The organism is Pseudomonas sp. GOM7 (assembly GCF_026723825.1).
In the GTDB taxonomy this organism is placed as follows: Bacteria; Pseudomonadota; Gammaproteobacteria; order Pseudomonadales; family Pseudomonadaceae; genus Aquipseudomonas.
This window is the reverse complement of record NZ_CP113519.1, coordinates 3,081,085-3,096,918: the sequence shown is the minus strand read 5'-3', so window position 1 is coordinate 3,096,918 and position 15,834 is coordinate 3,081,085. Positions and strand designations below refer to the sequence as shown.

General features: G+C 62.5%; 14 protein-coding genes. 11 read left to right on the top strand and 3 right to left on the bottom strand.

All coding sequences use genetic code 11. The features are described from left to right. Positions 1-2: 2 nt before the first annotated feature. Entirely contained in the window at positions 3-539 is a 537-nt protein-coding gene (gene rloA, locus OU800_RS13590; RefSeq protein WP_268184323.1) for a retropepsin-like aspartic peptidase RloA, read from the bottom strand. A gap of 397 nt (positions 540-936) precedes the next feature. Here rloA and OU800_RS13585 point away from each other — a divergent pair, with 397 nt between their 5' ends. From OU800_RS13585 to prpF, 5 genes are all read left to right on the top strand, one after another. After that, a complete protein-coding gene (locus tag OU800_RS13585; RefSeq protein ID WP_268177815.1) occupies positions 937-1,656 on the top strand; it encodes a GntR family transcriptional regulator in 720 nt (239 codons plus the stop codon). Next, complete coding sequence (gene prpB / locus OU800_RS13580) at positions 1,653-2,540, top strand: methylisocitrate lyase (RefSeq protein WP_268177814.1); 888 nt, start codon at positions 1,653-1,655, stop codon at positions 2,538-2,540. The genes OU800_RS13585 and prpB overlap by 4 nt, the downstream gene beginning before the upstream one ends. A 30-nt stretch (positions 2,541-2,570) precedes the next feature. Then, complete coding sequence (gene prpC / locus OU800_RS13575; protein WP_268177813.1) at positions 2,571-3,728, top strand: bifunctional 2-methylcitrate synthase/citrate synthase; 1,158 nt, start codon at positions 2,571-2,573, stop codon at positions 3,726-3,728. 14 nt (positions 3,729-3,742) lie between these two features. Then, complete coding sequence (acnD, locus tag OU800_RS13570) at positions 3,743-6,352, top strand: Fe/S-dependent 2-methylisocitrate dehydratase AcnD (RefSeq protein ID WP_268184322.1); 2,610 nt, start codon at positions 3,743-3,745, stop codon at positions 6,350-6,352. Positions 6,353-6,558: 206 nt separating this feature from the next. After that, a complete protein-coding gene (gene prpF, locus OU800_RS13565; RefSeq protein WP_268177812.1) occupies positions 6,559-7,746 on the top strand; it encodes a 2-methylaconitate cis-trans isomerase PrpF in 1,188 nt (395 codons plus the stop codon). Positions 7,747-7,751: 5 nt separating this feature from the next. On the opposite strand, the gene OU800_RS13560 is transcribed toward prpF, so the two are convergent. Beyond that, positions 7,752-8,381 (bottom strand): LysE family translocator, encoded by a 630-nt coding sequence (locus tag OU800_RS13560; RefSeq protein WP_268177811.1) that lies wholly within the window; start codon positions 8,379-8,381, stop codon positions 7,752-7,754. 17 nt (positions 8,382-8,398) lie between these two features. Then, positions 8,399-9,217: a posphoenolpyruvate synthetase regulatory kinase/phosphorylase PpsR gene (gene ppsR, locus OU800_RS13555; protein WP_268177810.1), complete on the bottom strand. Its 819-nt coding sequence runs from the start codon at positions 9,215-9,217 to the stop codon at positions 8,399-8,401. A gap of 182 nt (positions 9,218-9,399) precedes the next feature. Here ppsR and ppsA point away from each other — a divergent pair, with 182 nt between their 5' ends. The 6 genes from ppsA to OU800_RS13525 all read left to right on the top strand — a co-directional run bounded on the left by ppsA (position 9,400) and on the right by OU800_RS13525 (position 15,793). Beyond that, the gene (ppsA, locus tag OU800_RS13550) at positions 9,400-11,772 is read left to right on the top strand and encodes a phosphoenolpyruvate synthase (RefSeq protein ID WP_268177809.1); all 2,373 of its coding nucleotides are present in this window, start codon (positions 9,400-9,402) and stop codon (positions 11,770-11,772) included. 267 nt (positions 11,773-12,039) lie between these two features. Continuing rightward, positions 12,040-13,008, top strand: a complete 969-nt coding sequence (locus OU800_RS13545) for an alpha/beta fold hydrolase (protein WP_268177808.1) — start codon at positions 12,040-12,042, stop codon at positions 13,006-13,008. A 177-nt stretch (positions 13,009-13,185) separates the two neighbouring features. Next, positions 13,186-13,674: a ribonuclease E activity regulator RraA gene (gene rraA, locus OU800_RS13540; protein WP_129482420.1), complete on the top strand. Its 489-nt coding sequence runs from the start codon at positions 13,186-13,188 to the stop codon at positions 13,672-13,674. A gap of 5 nt (positions 13,675-13,679) precedes the next feature. Beyond that, positions 13,680-14,666 carry a zinc transporter ZntB gene (locus OU800_RS13535; RefSeq protein ID WP_268177807.1) on the top strand — a complete coding sequence of 329 codons (987 nt, stop codon included), beginning with the start codon at positions 13,680-13,682 and terminating at the stop codon, positions 14,664-14,666. A 49-nt stretch (positions 14,667-14,715) separates the two neighbouring features. Next, complete coding sequence (locus tag OU800_RS13530) at positions 14,716-14,967, top strand: CrfX protein (RefSeq protein WP_268177806.1); 252 nt, start codon at positions 14,716-14,718, stop codon at positions 14,965-14,967. A 1-nt stretch (position 14,968) separates the two neighbouring features. After that, positions 14,969-15,793 carry a mechanosensitive ion channel family protein gene (locus OU800_RS13525; RefSeq protein ID WP_268177805.1) on the top strand — a complete coding sequence of 275 codons (825 nt, stop codon included), beginning with the start codon at positions 14,969-14,971 and terminating at the stop codon, positions 15,791-15,793. Positions 15,794-15,834: the final 41 nt, after the last annotated feature.

The window sequence follows — 15,834 nt, the reverse complement described above, 5'->3', positions numbered from 1 at the left end:
AATTACTCGCCAGGGGTTGCGTCGTTGATGCAGCCAGGCTTGCCGGCGGCATATTTAAGGCTTGGATCGACCATGGCACCGAAGCGTTTGAGTGCTTCGGAGCCGATCAGAAGCGGGTATTGGAATGCGCTTCGGTCGGTCAAGTTCACTTCTATCGTGCGCAGGGTCTGGCCCAGGCACAGTTCGAGGTCGATTACGGGGCGTGCGGTATAGGTTTTGTCTTCATCGGGATCATAGTCGCCGGCGCGGCGTTTGATCTTGCTGATCCTGGCCAGCGGGCGCTCGAAGGTGCGCTCGTGGGTATCGTCGATGGCCAGGATGAAGCTGACCCAGGTTTCGCCATCACGCTTGAAGCGTTTGATGTCGCGAGCGCTGAGCGAGGCGGTCTTGGCGCCGGTGTCGAGCTTGGCGGCAACCAGCAAATCCAGTTCTTCGATATGGACGTACTCGTTCAGGCCATAGATGGACTTGCCCACGGCCATGCTTGGGCTGAGCAGTGCAAACAGACAGGGCAGGGAGGCTAGAAGCTGGAGTCTCATGAGTCCTTGAGTAGGTAAAGCGATGGACTGTCCATACGCCAGTGAGCAACGGTCGCAGCGCAAGTCTGCCGTATTGATGCAGGCAGTGGCACTGGGCCAGCGGCGAAATGCGAGGAATTCTAGCATGTGCTGCAAGACCGCTGACAATTGCTTGTAACGCAGGTGGTGTAACCGATTGCGCAACTGCCATGTCGTTGGCTTCAAGAAACCAGGCCAGGGCTTGTTGCCTTGTGGCGGGCTGGGCAGCTATCAGGGCGAGGCTTCGACAGGGCGATGGGCATGATACGGGGAAGGGGCTACGCATCTGCATCATTGTCGACAATAGTGCTTTTTTCTTTGACGTGGCTGCTGGTTTGGCGTATCTATTTGGCTGTTTTCAGAATTTAGTGTCGACAATATGCTTAATGTCATTGAGGCTCAAGAAGCGCAGGAAGACTCTGGAACCCTGGCCGAGCATGTCTTCCGGTTGATCCAGTCAGCTATCGTGCGCGGCGAGATCGCCCCTGGCAGCAAGATCTCCGAGCCCGAACTGGCACGCACCTATGGCATCAGCCGTGGCCCGTTGCGCGAGGCGATCCATCGCCTGGAAGGGCAGAAGTTGCTGGTGCGGGTGCCACATGTGGGGGCGCGGGTGGTGTCGCTCAGCCATTGCGAGCTGATCGAGCTGTACGAGATTCGCGAGTCCCTCGAAGGCATGGCCTGCCGCCTGGCCGCCGAGCGCATGAGCCAGGGCGAGATCGACGAACTGCGCCGGGTGCTGGAGCTGCACGAGCAGGACGCCGCGTTCAAGGCCGGCGTCGGCTACTACCAGCAGGAAGGCGATTTCGATTTCCACTACCGGATCATCCAGGGCAGCGGCAATCGCACTCTGGCCAAGTTGCTGTGCGACGAGCTGTACCAACTGGTGCGCATGTACCGCCTGCAGTTTTCCGCTACGCCCAATCGACCGCACCAGGCTTTCGCCGAACACCACCGCATTCTCGATGCCATCGCCGAACGTGACGGCGAACTGGCCGAACTGCTGATGCGCCGTCATATCGGCGCCTCCAAGCGTAATATCGAGCGCCACTATCAGGAGGCGCTCGTCACTTCATCCCAGACCCGAGGTGATTCATGACCCAGCTTTCCGCCGGCCAGCGTTTCCGCCAGGCCCTCGCCGAAGAGCAACCGCTGCAGGTGATCGGCGCGATCAACGCCAACCATGCATTGCTGGCCAAGCGTGCCGGTTTCCGCGCTATCTACCTGTCCGGTGGTGGCGTGGCGGCCGGCTCCCTGGGCCTGCCAGACCTGGGCATCAACACCCTGGATGACGTGCTGACCGATGTGCGCCGCATCACCGATGTCTGCGACCTGCCGCTGCTGGTGGACATCGACACCGGCTTCGGCCCAAGTGCCTTCAACATCGAGCGCACCATCAAGAACCTGATCAAGGCAGGTGCCGCTGCCGCGCATATCGAGGATCAGGTCGGTGCCAAGCGCTGCGGCCACCGTCCGGGCAAGGAGATCGTTTCCACCGAGGAAATGTGCGACCGCGTGAAGGCTGCCGCTGATGCCAAGACCGATCCTGACTTCTTCCTTATCGCCCGTACCGACGCTATTCAGGCCGAGGGGGTGGACGCCGCCATCGAGCGCTGCCAAGCCTACGTCGAGGCGGGTGCCGACGGTATCTTCGCCGAGGCGGCCTATGACCTGCCCACTTACCAGCGCTTCGTCGAGGCGCTGAAGGTGCCTGTGCTGGCCAACATCACCGAATTCGGTGCCACGCCGCTGTTCACCCGCGACGAACTGGCCTCGGTCGGCGTGGCCATCCAGCTTTATCCGCTGTCGGCCTTCCGTGCGGCGAACAAGGCGGCGGAAAGTGTCTACACCTCGATCCGCCAGAACGGCCATCAGAAGGACGTGATCGAGCTGATGCAGACCCGCGCCGAACTCTACGACCGCATCGGCTACCACGCCTTCGAGCAGAAGCTCGACGCGCTGTTCGCTGCCGGCAAGAAATAAAGACAAGAACAAGGATTCGAGGAGATAACCATGAGTGCCACCGAAACCACCCCTGGCTTCAAGCCTAAGAAATCCGTCGCTCTGAGCGGTACCGCCGCTGGTAACACCGCGCTGTGCACCGTTGGCCGTACCGGCAACGACCTGCACTACCGTGGCTATGACGTGCTCGACTTCGCCAACCGCTGCGAGTTCGAGGAAATTGCCCACCTGCTGGTACACGGCAAGTTGCCCAACGTCGCCGAGCTGGCCGGCTACAAGGCCAAGCTCAAGGCCCTGCGCGGCCTGCCGGCCGGGGTGAAGGCGGCTCTGGAACAACTGCCGCCCTCGGCGCATCCGATGGACGTGATGCGCACCGCCGTATCGGTGCTCGGTTGCCTGGCGCCGGAAAAGGATGACCACAACCACCCGGGTGCCCGCGATATCGCCGACAAGCTGATGGCTTCCCTGGGTTCGGCGCTGCTGTACTGGTACCACTACAGCCACAACGGCAAGCGCATCGAGGTGGATACCGACGACGACTCCATCGGCGGCCACTTCCTGCATCTACTGCATGGCGAGAAGCCGCGCGAGTCCTGGGTGCGCGCCATGCACACCTCGCTCAACCTCTACGCCGAACACGAGTTCAACGCCTCGACCTTCACCTCGCGGGTGATCGCCGGTACCGGTTCCGATCTGTTTTCCTGCATCGCCGGCGCCATCGGCGCGCTGCGCGGCCCGAAGCACGGCGGCGCCAACGAGGTGGCCTTCGAGGTGCAGAAGCGCTACGACAGCCCGGACGAGGCCGAGGCTGACATCCGTGAGCGGGTAGGGCGCAAGGAAGTGGTGATCGGCTTCGGTCACCCGGTCTACACCGTCAGCGACCCACGCAACAAGGTGATCAAGGAAGTGGCCCGCGAGCTGTCCATGGAGCAGGGCAACACCAAGATGTATGACATCGCCGAGCGACTGGAAAGCGTGATGTGGGAGATCAAGAAGATGTTCCCCAACCTCGACTGGTTCAGCGCCGTGAGCTACCACATGATGGGCGTGCCCACCGCCATGTTCACTCCGCTGTTCGTTATCGCCCGTACCGCCGGCTGGTCCGCGCACGTTATCGAGCAACGCATCGACGGCAAGATCATCCGCCCGAGCGCCAACTACACAGGCCCCGAAGACCTGAAGTTCGTGCCGCTCAAGGATCGTAAATAACCATGAATGACACCGTGAATAGCCAATACCGCAAGCGCCTGCCCGGCACCGCGCTGGATTACTTCGACGCCCGTGAGGCGGTCGAGGCGATCCAGGCCGGCGCCTGGGCGAGGCTCCCCTACACCTCGCGCGTGCTCGCCGAGCAGCTGGTGCGCCGCTGCGATCCGCAGGATCTGACCGCCTCGCTGGAGCAGCTAGTCCACCGCAAGCGCGACCTTGACTTTCCCTGGTACCCGGCGCGCGTGGTCTGCCACGACATCCTTGGCCAGACCGCACTGGTCGACCTGGCCGGCCTGCGTGACGCCATCGCAGAAAAAGGTGGTGACCCGGCCAAGGTCAACCCGGTGGTGCCGACCCAGCTGATCGTCGACCACTCCCTGGCCGTCGAGGCGCCGGGCTTCGACCCGGACGCCTTCGAGAAGAACCGTGCCATCGAGGATCGCCGCAACGAGGATCGCTTCCACTTCATCGACTGGACCAAGACCGCGTTCAAGAACGTCGACGTGATTCCCGCCGGCAACGGCATCATGCACCAGATCAACCTGGAGAAGATGAGCCCGGTGATCCAGGCGCGCGGCGGCATCGCCTTCCCCGACACCTGCGTCGGCACCGACTCGCATACACCGCACGTGGATGCTCTTGGCGTGATCGCCATCGGCGTCGGCGGCCTGGAGGCCGAGGCGGTGATGCTTGGCCATCCATCGATGATGCGTCTGCCTGATATCGTCGGCGTCGAGCTGACCGGCAAGCGCCAGCCTGGCATCACCGCCACCGATATCGTCCTGGCACTGACCGAGTTCCTGCGCAAGGAGCGCGTGGTCGGTGCCTGGGTCGAGTTCTTCGGCGAGGGCGCCGACAGCCTGTCCATCGGCGACCGCGCCACCATCTCCAATATGTGCCCCGAGTATGGTGCGACGGCCTCGATGTTCTATATCGACGGCCAGACCATCGACTACCTCAAGCTCACCGGGCGTGAACCGGAGCAGGTGGCGTTGGTGGAGAATTACGCCAAGACCCTCGGCCTGTGGAGCGACGCGCTGAAAACCGCCGAGTACGAGCGCGTGCTGCGTTTTGATCTGGGCAGCGTGGTGCGCAATATGGCTGGCCCGAGCAACCCGCATCGCCGCCTGCCGACCTCGGCGCTAGCCGAGCGTGGTATCGCCGACGAAGACAAGCTGCAGGCCGGCAAGGGCGAAGAAGCCCAGGGCCTGATGCCTGACGGCGCGGTGATCATCGCCGCTATCACCAGTTGCACCAATACCTCCAACCCGCGCAACGTCATCGCTGCTGGCCTGGTGGCGAAGAAGGCCAATGCGCTGGGCCTGGTGCGCAAGCCCTGGGTGAAGACGTCGTTCGCGCCGGGCTCAAAGGTCGCCAAGTTGTATCTTGAAGAGGCTGGTTTGCTGCCGGAGCTGGAGAAGCTCGGCTTCGGCATCGTCGCCTACGCCTGCACCACCTGTAATGGCATGTCTGGCGCGCTGGAACCAAAGATCCAGAAGGAAATCATCGATCGCGACCTGTACGCCACCGCCGTGCTCTCGGGCAACCGCAACTTCGACGGGCGTATCCATCCCTATGCCAAGCAGGCCTTCCTCGCTTCGCCACCGCTGGTTGTGGCCTATGCGATTGCCGGCACCGTGCGCTTTGATATAGAGCAGGACGCGTTGGGCACCGATGCCGATGGCAACCCGATTACGTTGAAGGATCTGTGGCCGAGCGACGAGGAAATCGACGCCATAGTCGCGGCGAGCGTGAAGCCCGAGCAGTTTAAGCAGATCTATATTCCGATGTTTGACCTGGGCAGCGTGCAGGAGGCAGAGAGCCCGCTGTACGACTGGCGGCCGATGTCCACCTACATCCGCCGCCCGCCATATTGGGAAGGCGCGCTGGCCGGCGAGCGTACGCTCAAGGGCATGCGCCCGCTGGCGATCCTGCCGGACAACATCACCACCGATCACCTGTCGCCGTCCAACGCTATCCTGGCGGATTCGGCCGCTGGCGAGTACCTGGCGAAAATGGGCCTGCCGGAAGAAGACTTCAACTCCTACGCCACCCACCGTGGCGACCATTTGACTGCGCAACGCGCCACCTTCGCCAACCCGCAACTGGTCAACGAAATGGCCGTGGTCGACGGGCAGGTGAAGCAGGGCTCGCTGGCCCGGGTGGAGCCCGAAGGCAAGGTGATGCGAATGTGGGAAGCCATCGAGACCTACATGAACCGCAAGCAGAACCTGATCATCGTTGCCGGTGCTGACTACGGCCAGGGCTCGTCCCGTGACTGGGCGGCCAAGGGCGTGCGTCTGGCGGGTGTGGAAGTGATAGTCGCCGAAGGTTTCGAGCGCATCCATCGCACCAACCTGGTGGGCATGGGCGTGCTGCCGGTGGAGTTCAAGCCGGGCACCACGCGTCTGACCCTGGGGTTGGATGGCACTGAAACCTATGACATCGAGGGCGAGATCTCGCCGTGCTGCGACCTGACCCTGGTGGTCAATCGCCGTAACGGCGAGACGGTCAAGGTGCCGGTGACCTGCCGCCTGGATACCGCTGCCGATGTCAGCGTGTACCAGGCTGGCGGCGTGCTGCAGCGCTTTGCAAAGGACTTCCTCGAAGGCGCGGTGGCGTGATGACGCGGTCTGCTCCCTCTCCCATTCATGGGAAAGGGCTGGGGAGAGGGTGGTGCAGGCGGCTCGGTGTTGTCTGATAGACCCTCTCCCCCGGCCCCTCTCCCGCAAGCGGGAGAGGGGAGACAAGCGCGTAGCCCGGATGAAATCCGGGGCAAGGTTGAATGATTCTCCCCGGATTGCATCCGGGCTACTTCAGGACTGCACTCATGGCTCATCTGCCTCAAGTGAAAATCCCCGCCACCTATATCCGTGGCGGCACCAGCAAGGGCGTATTCTTCCGCCTGCAGGATCTGCCCGAGTCCTGCCAGGTGCCTGGCGAGGCCCGTGACAAACTGTTCATGCGCGTGATCGGTAGCCCCGATCCGTACGCCGCGCAGATCGACGGCATGGGCGGCGCAACCTCAAGCACCTCCAAGTGCGTGATCCTGTCGAAAAGCACTCAGCCCGATCACGATGTCGACTACCTCTACGGCCAGGTCTCCATCGATAAGGCCTTCGTCGACTGGAGCGGTAACTGCGGCAACCTGTCCACCGCGGCTGGCGCCTTCGCCATTCATGCCGGCCTGGTCGACCCCACGCGAATTCCCGAGGACGGCACCTGCGTGGTGCGCATCTGGCAGGCCAACATCCACAAGACCATCATCGCTCATGTGCCGGTCAGCAATGGGCAGGTGCAGGAAACTGGCGACTTCGAGCTGGACGGCGTGACCTTCCCGGCGGCCGAGATCGTGCTGGAATTCCTCGACCCGTCCGATGACGGCGAGGAGGGCGGCTCGATGTTCCCCACCGGCAACCTGGTGGACGATCTGGAGGTACCTGGCATCGGCACCTTCAAGGCCACCATGATCACCGCCGGCATCCCGACCATCTTCGTCAATGCAGAGGACATCGGCTATCGGGGCACCGAGCTGCGCGAGGATATCAATGGCGACCCGGCGCAACTGGCGCGCTTCGAGCAGATCCGCATTGCCGGCGCACTGCGCATGGGGCTGATCAAGACGGCCGAGGAGGCCGCGACCCGTCAGCACACCCCGAAGATCGCCTTCGTCAGCCCACCCAAGGATTACTGCACCTCAAGCGGCAAGGACGTCAAGGCCAGTGATATCGACCTGTTGGTGCGCGCGCTGTCCATGGGCAAGTTGCACCACGCCATGATGGGCACCTGCGCGGTGGCCATCGGCACGGCGGCGGCGATTCCCGGCACGCTGGTCAACCTGGCTGCCGGTGGCGGCGAACGCGAGGCGGTGCGTTTCGGCCATCCTTCCGGCACCCTGCGTGTCGGCGCCCAGGCCAAGCGGGTCGATGGTCAGTGGACAGTGACCAAGGCGGTGATGAGTCGCAGTGCGCGCATTCTGATGGAAGGCTGGGTGCGGGTGCCGGGCGACAGCTTCTGAGTCGCTCAGTGCTGGCTGGTGCCCAGCAACAGGCCACCGGCACCCACGAAGAAGGCGCCGGTGGTGCGGTTGAGGTTGCGTACACCGCGAGCGGTACGGATCAGGCGGCGAATCTGCAGACCGAATAGTGCGTATAGCAGCGAGGCCACGTATTCAGCCAGCAGGTAGGTCGCCCCGAGGTAGAGAAACTGTTCGGTGGCTGGCTGATCGGTGCGGATGAATTGCGGAAAGATCGCCGCGAACAACAAGATCGCCTTGGGATTGCTGATGCCGATGAGGAACTCTTGGCGTGTCGCCAGCCACAAGTTGCGCCGTGAGGGTAGCGCTCCTTGCTGCTCGCTCGGGGCGAAGGCGTGGCTGCGCCAAGCGCTGATGCCCAGGTACAGCAGGTAGGCGGCGCCGATCCATTTGATTGCAGTGAATACTCGCTCGGATGCCAGCAGCATCGCGCCGAGGCCGACAGCCGAAATCGAGAGGAAAAAGGCAAAGGCGGCGACTCGCCCAGTGGTGGCCAGCACTGCGGTGCCCACACCATGGCGGATGCCATTGTTCATCGAGCAGAAATTGTTGGGCCCCGGTGTTATAGCGATCAGCAGGGCGACCGGGGCGAACAGCAGGGCGTCGTTGAGTGTCATGTTGGGCTCGCGCGAGGTTACTTGAGACGGCGCTCCACGCCTTTTTCCACCAGAATCTTGGCCGAAATTTCCTCCACCGAGAAATGCGTGGAGTTGATGAAGGCGATGTTTTCGCGGCGGAACAGGTTCTCTACTTCGCGCACCTCGAACTCGCACTGGGCGTAGCTGGCATAGCGGCTGTTGGGTTTGCGCTCGTGGCGGATGGCGGTGAGACGATCCGGGTCGATGGTCAGGCCGAACAGTTTGTCGCGGTACTTCTTCAACGACTCGGGCAGTTGCAGGCGCTCCATGTCGTCTTCGGTCAACGGGTAGTTGGCGGCGCGGATGCCGTACTGCATGGCCATGTACAGGCAGGTGGGCGTCTTGCCGCAGCGCGACACGCCGACCAGGATCAGGTCGGCCTTGTCGTAATAGTGAGTGCGCGCACCGTCATCGTTGTCCAGGGCGAAGTTGACCGCCTCGATACGCTCCATGTAGTTGGAGTTCTGGCCGATGGAGTGCGACTTGCCGACGGAGTAGGAGGAGTGCGAGCTCAGCTCCTGTTCCAGTGGCGAGAGAAAGGTGGAGAAGATGTCGATCATGAAACCATTTGCCGTATCGAGGATCGCACGGATATCGCGATTGACGATGGTGTCGAAGATGATCGGACGTGCGCCGTCCCTTTCGGCGGCCGCATCGATTTGTTGTACCATGGCGCGCGCTTTATCGACGCTGTCGATATAAGGACGCGTGAGTTTGGTGAATTGGATATTCTCGAACTGCGCGAGCAAGCTCTGGCCCAGGGTTTCGGCGGTGATGCCGGTGCCGTCGGAGATGAAGAAAGCGGTTCGTTTCATTTGCGCCAAAGGCCTTAAGCTGAGATCGATTCTTGGCTATGATAGGCCGCGTTTTTCGCCGGGCCCATGGGGGTTTCGGCATTGTTACTTATTCAAGGGCAAGGCCACAATCGCGCGACTCTGGTCGTTCGACATTGCGCAGCCCACTGAGCTTTTCCAACACCGTTAGTGGAGAGATCACCTTGGTAGAGTACGTAGTTTCCCTCGATAAGCTCGGCGTCCACGATGTAGAGCATGTGGGGGGCAAAAACGCATCCCTCGGCGAGATGATCAGCAACCTGGCTGGCGCCGGCGTCTCGGTTCCCGGCGGTTTCGCCACTACGGCTCAGGCCTATCGCGACTTCCTCGAGCAGAGCGGCCTGAATGCCCAGATCCACGCGGCCCTCGATGCGCTCGACGTCGACGACGTCAACGCCCTGGCCAAGACCGGCGCGCAGATTCGCCAGTGGGTCATGGAAGCCGACTTCCCGGCCGAGCTGGACAAGCAGATTCGCGAAGCCTTCGCCACCATGAGCGCCGGCAACGACAACATGGCCGTGGCGGTACGTTCCTCTGCCACCGCCGAAGACCTGCCGGACGCCTCCTTCGCCGGTCAGCAGGAAACCTTCCTCAACATCCGCGGCGTGGACAACGTGATCCGCGCCACCAAGGAAGTGTTCGCTTCCCTGTTCAACGACCGTGCCATCGCCTACCGCGTGCACCAGGGCTTCGACCACAAGCTGGTCGCCCTGTCTGCTGGTGTGCAGCGCATGGTGCGTTCGGAAACCGGCACCGCCGGGGTGATGTTCACTCTGGACACCGAGTCCGGCTTTCGTGACGTGGTGTTCATCACCGGCGCCTACGGCCTCGGCGAGACCGTGGTGCAGGGCGCGGTGAACCCCGACGAATTCTACGTGCACAAGCCGACCCTGGAAGCGGGCCGTCCGGCGATCCTGCGTCGCAACCTGGGCAGCAAGGCGATCAAGATGGTCTACGGCGACGAGGCCAAGGCCGGTCGTTCGGTCAAGACTGTCGACGTCGACCGCGCCGAGCGTGCGCGTTTCTGCATCACCGACGCAGAGGTCAGCGAGCTGGCCAAACAGGCGCTTATCATCGAGAAGCACTATGGCCGCCCGATGGACATCGAGTGGGCCAAGGACGGTGACGACGGCAAGCTGTACATCGTCCAGGCTCGTCCGGAAACCGTGAAGAGCCGTTCCAGCGCCACCGTCATGGAGCGCTACCTGCTGAAAGAGAAGGGCACCGTACTGGTGGAAGGCCGCGCCATCGGTCAGCGCATCGGCGCCGGCAAGGTGCGGGTGATCCACGACGTGTCCGAGATGGACAAGGTGCAGCCAGGCGACGTGCTGGTTTCCGACATGACCGATCCGGACTGGGAGCCGGTGATGAAACGCGCCAGCGCCATCGTCACCAACCGCGGCGGGCGTACCTGTCACGCGGCGATCATCGCCCGTGAGCTGGGTATCCCGGCTGTGGTCGGTTGCGGCAACGCCACCAGCGTGCTCAAGGACGGCCAGGGCGTCACCGTGTCCTGCGCCGAAGGGGATACCGGCTTCATTTTCGAGGGCGAACTGGGCTTCGACATCCGCAAGAATTCGGTCGATGCCATGCCCGAACTGCCGTTCAAGATCATGATGAACGTCGGTAACCCGGATCGTGCCTTCGACTTCGCCCAACTGCCGAACGAAGGCGTGGGTCTGGCCCGCCTGGAGTTCATCATCAACCGCATGATCGGCGTGCACCCCAAGGCGCTGCTGAACTTCGCCAGCCTGCCGGCGGAGATCAAGGATAGCGTCGAGAAACGTATCGCCGGTTACGGTGATCCGGTCGACTTCTACGTCGAGAAGCTGGTCGAGGGCATCAGCACCCTGGCCGCCGCTTTCTGGCCGAAGAAGGTCATCGTGCGCCTGTCGGACTTCAAGTCCAACGAGTACGCCAACCTGATCGGCGGCAAGCTGTACGAGCCGGAAGAAGAGAACCCGATGCTGGGTTTCCGTGGCGCCTCGCGCTACATCAGCGAGAGTTTCCGCGACTGCTTCGAGCTGGAATGCCGTGCACTGAAGAAGGTGCGTGGTGAGATGGGCCTGAGCAACGTCGAGATCATGGTGCCCTTCGTGCGTACCCTGGGTGAGGCCTCGCAAGTGGTCGAGCTGCTGGCCAGCAACGGCCTGGCCCGCGGTCAGGATGGCCTGAAGGTCATCATGATGTGCGAGCTGCCGTCCAACGCCATCCTGGCCGAGGAGTTCCTCGAGTTCTTCGACGGTTTCTCCATTGGCTCCAACGATCTGACCCAGCTAACCCTGGGCCTGGATCGCGACTCCGGCATCGTCGCTCACCTGTTCGACGAGCGTAACCCGGCGGTCAAGAAGCTGCTGGCCAACGCCATCGCCGCGTGCAACAAGGCCGGCAAGTACATCGGCATCTGCGGCCAGGGGCCCTCGGATCACCCGGATCTGGCCAAGTGGCTGATGGAGCAGGGCATCGAGAGCGTTTCGCTGAACCCGGACTCGGTACTCGACACCTGGTTCTTCCTCGCCGAGGGTGGCGCTGCCTGAGGCGGCACCAATAGGTGACGAAAGGGCGGGTTACAAACCGCGAGAAAACTACTGCGCTCGGCCATGCTGCGTTAAAGAACGGCTCAAAATGCTCATTTACAGCGCGTAAACTGCGCTTTTTCGCCGTTCTTTGCCTTGCCTGACCTTCGCTCGCTACGTTTTCACGCGGTCTGTTAGCCCGCCCTTTTTCGTGCTTGGCCTACTGGGCGTGCAGCCCGTTTCGTGTTTCGTTTTTCATGGCAAATTGCCCATGTGGTCGTCCGATTCATGCAAAGCAGCAGTGAGCTTTTTCCCGTCGCCCTGGTCAGCGCTGAGCTTCGTGGTGACCTCAGCGAGGATGTCTACCGCCTCAAACCCAACAACAGCCCCGATACCAGCGTCGAGCTGGCGCTGACCCGTCTGGGGCTGGCTGCTGCAGACACGCCGCGTGGTGTGCCGGTGGTGCTGTTGCATGGCAGCTTCTCCAACCGGCGTTTCTGGTATTCACCCAGGGGGCTGGGGCTGGGCGCCTACCTGGCGCGCGCCGGTTTTGATGTATGGATCGCCGAGATGCGTGGCCATGGTTTGTCGCCACGTAACACTGACTACCGCAACAACAGCGTGGCGCAGTATGCCCGGTACGACCTGCCCGCCATCGCCGATTTCGTTTTCGAGCAGACGGGGCAGGCCGCGCATTGGCTCGGTCACTCACTGGGTGGTGTTGTTTTGGCGGCGGCGCTCGGCGGCTGGTATCTGGATGGCGGGCGGGTACGTTCGGCCAGCCTTTTCGGCAGCCAGGTAAGCCGTGGTCACTGGCCGCTCAAGCTGCCGCCGGTACAATGGAGCGCACGCCTGGCCCTGCGCCTGTTCCCTTACCTGTCGGGGCGGCGGCTCAAGCGTGGGCCGGAAGATGAACCCATCGGCATTGTGCGGGAATTCCTGCACTGGCAGAGATTGTTCGGGCGCTTCGGCGAGCCGGAGCGCGACTGGTGGGCGGGACTGGCCGAGGTCAGACTGCCGGTACTGGCGGTCAGCGCTGTCGGCGATCGGCAGGATCCTGCCTGGGCCTGTCGCAAGTTGCTGCAGCAGTGCGGCCAGGCCAGCACGACCTTCCTGTTGCTGAGCAAGGCCAATGGCTTTTCCAGCGACTTCGGCCATATTGAAATGCTGGTCAGCAAGGAGGCGCAAACCGAAGTCTGGCCGTTGGTAAAGCATTGGTTGCAACATCTGCAGTTACCGCCAGATATCTCGGAGTAGAGCCTCTAGGCGATGCCGGGCGTTTCATCACAGGCGGCATCCCGGTAAGATGTGACGCCTCCAGGCGCTTTGGTCATTCTCCGGCCTGCGTGCCGGGCGACGTTCGCTTTTCGCTGTCGCAATCAAGCGGCCTGCTCAAGGCTAGCTGCTCCCATCCCTGCTCAAAGGAGTTTTGCCATGCACTACATCACCCCAGACCTGTGCGATGCCTACCCGGAACTGGTGCAGGTGGTCGAGCCGATGTTCGCCAACTACGGTGGCCGTGATTCCTTCGGTGGGCAGATGGTCACCATCAAGTGCCATGAGGACAACTCGCTGGTCAAGGAGCAGGTCGATCTGCCCGGTGAAGGCCGTGTGCTGGTGGTCGATGGTGGTGGTTCGCTGCGTCGTGCGTTGCTCGGCGACATGCTGGCCGAGAAGGCAGCGAAGAATGGCTGGGCGGGAATAGTCGTGTACGGCTGCATTCGCGACGTCGACGTGATCGCGCAGACCGATCTTGGCGTACAGGCCCTGGCCAGCCATCCGATGAAGACCGACAAGCGTGGTATCGGCGACCTCAACGTACCGGTGACTTTCGGCGGCGTGACCTTCAAGCCAGGCGAGTACCTGTATGCCGACAACAACGGCATCATCGTCTCCCCGCAAGCCTTGAGCATGCCGGAATAAGCCCGATGGTCGATCAGGATTCGGCGTTGCTGCACGCCTTCGTGCTCGACGGGCAGGGGGGGGCGCGCAGCATCGACCGGCGCGAGCTGGACGAACTGCAGCTCGGCGCCCAGGAAAGCCTCTGGCTGCACTGGGATCGTGGCCAGGCGCAGGCGCAGCGCTGGTTGCGTGAAAGCAGCGGGCTGGACGAATTCAGTTGCGACCTGCTGCTGGAGGAAAACACCCGCCCACGCCTGTTACCGCTGCCAGACAACGAACTGCTGGTATTCCTGCGTGGCATTAACCGAAATCCGGGGGCCGAGCCGGAAGACATGGTCTCGGTGCGCATCTTCGCTGATGCTCAGCGGGTCATCTCGCTGCGCCTGCGCCCGCTGCTGGCCACCGACGCCCTGATCGCCGATCTGTGTGCTGGCAAAGGGCCGCGCACCTCTTCCGAGTTGCTGCTGGAACTGGCCCGGCACCTGACTGACCGGGTCGACGATCTGGTGGCCGAGCTGAGCGAGCAACTGGAAGCCGAAGAGGACCGTCTCGACAGCGACGAACGCTATCGTCCCGATCATGGCCTGATGCTGCAAGTGCGTCGCCGTGCGGCCAGCCTGCGGCGCTTCCTGGCGCCGCAGCGAGACCTCTATGCGCAGCTTGTCCGCAGCCGGCAGCCCTGGTTCGTAGAGGATGACGGTGATTACTGGAACGAGCTGAACAACAGCCTGACCCGTTACCTGGAAGAGCTGGAACTGGTTCGCGAACGCGTCAGCCTGGTGCTCGAAGCAGAGAGCCAGCGTTTGCGTGAGCGCATGGATCGCATCATGTATCGTTTCACGGTGATCACCGGCATGTTCCTGCCGTTGACGTTCCTGACCGGCCTGCTCGGCATCAACGTGGGCGGTATTCCGGGGGCAGAAAGCCCGACCGGGTTCTTCGTTGCCTGCGGCCTGATGGTGGTTCTGGCTGTCGCGCAACTGCTGCTGTTTCGGCGTTGGCGCTGGCTATGAACTGTGACCTGGCCCATGGCAAGGGCGTCTAGCCCAGACATCCAGTGAGGTGCCCATGCACGACCCATTTGAAGAATCCCTGCGCGATCTGCTCAAGACGACGCCGGCGAGCCGCGATGACGACGCTTGCCTGCATCGCGTGCTGAAGACCGCCAACCGCCAGGTCGGTGCGGGCGATCTGTTCAGCCTGATGGGGCATTGGCTACAAGCACTGATGATCGCCCTGAACAACGGCTCGGCGCATGTCGCGCCGGTTTCGCGCCGTACCCAACCCTCCGCTTCCGCTGACAAGGCCGATTGAAATGGAACTCGACCCCTGGACCCAAAGCCTGATTGCCGCCATGAGCGCCCTGTGGAACAAGGTGGCAGGCTTCATTCCCAATCTGTTCGTGGCGCTGGTGCTGGTGTTGCTGGGCTTCGTCGTGGCCAAGCTGCTCGATACCCTCCTGTCCAAGTTGCTAGGCAAGGTGGGGCTGGATCGCCTGATGATGGGCACCGGGATGACCAAGCTGCTGGGGCGTGTCGGTATCCAGGTATCGGTCTCCACCCTGATCGGCAAGATCGTCTACTGGTTCGTACTGCTGATCTTCCTGGTTTCGGCCGCTGAATCGCTCGGCCTGCAGCGCGTGTCTGCAACCCTCGACGTGCTGGCGCTGTATCTGCCCAAGGTGTTCGGGGCGGCCCTAGTGCTGCTCGCTGGCGTGCTGCTGGCACAACTGGTCAGCAGCCTGGTGCGTGGCGCTGCCGAAGGTGTGGGCCTGGAGTATGCCCACGGCCTGGGACGCGTCGCCCAGGGGCTGGTGATCATCATCAGCATCTCGGTGGCCATCGGCCAACTGGAAATCAAGACCGACCTGCTCAACAACGTCATCGCCATCGTGCTGATTTCCGTCGGTCTGGCGGTCGCGCTGGCCCTGGGGCTGGGGAGCCGTGAGATCGCCAGCCAGATCCTGGCGGGTATCTACGTGCGCGAGTTGTACCAGGTTGGGCAACAAGTGCAGATCGGCGAGGTCGAAGGACAGATCGAAGAGATCGGCACGGTGAAGACCATTCTGCTGACCGACTCCGGCGAGCTGGTTTCGGTGGCCAATCGCGTGATGCTCGAACAACGGGTGAACAGTCGCTGACGCCAATCTGTTATTTTATATAGCTGCCCGGCCGGTAGACC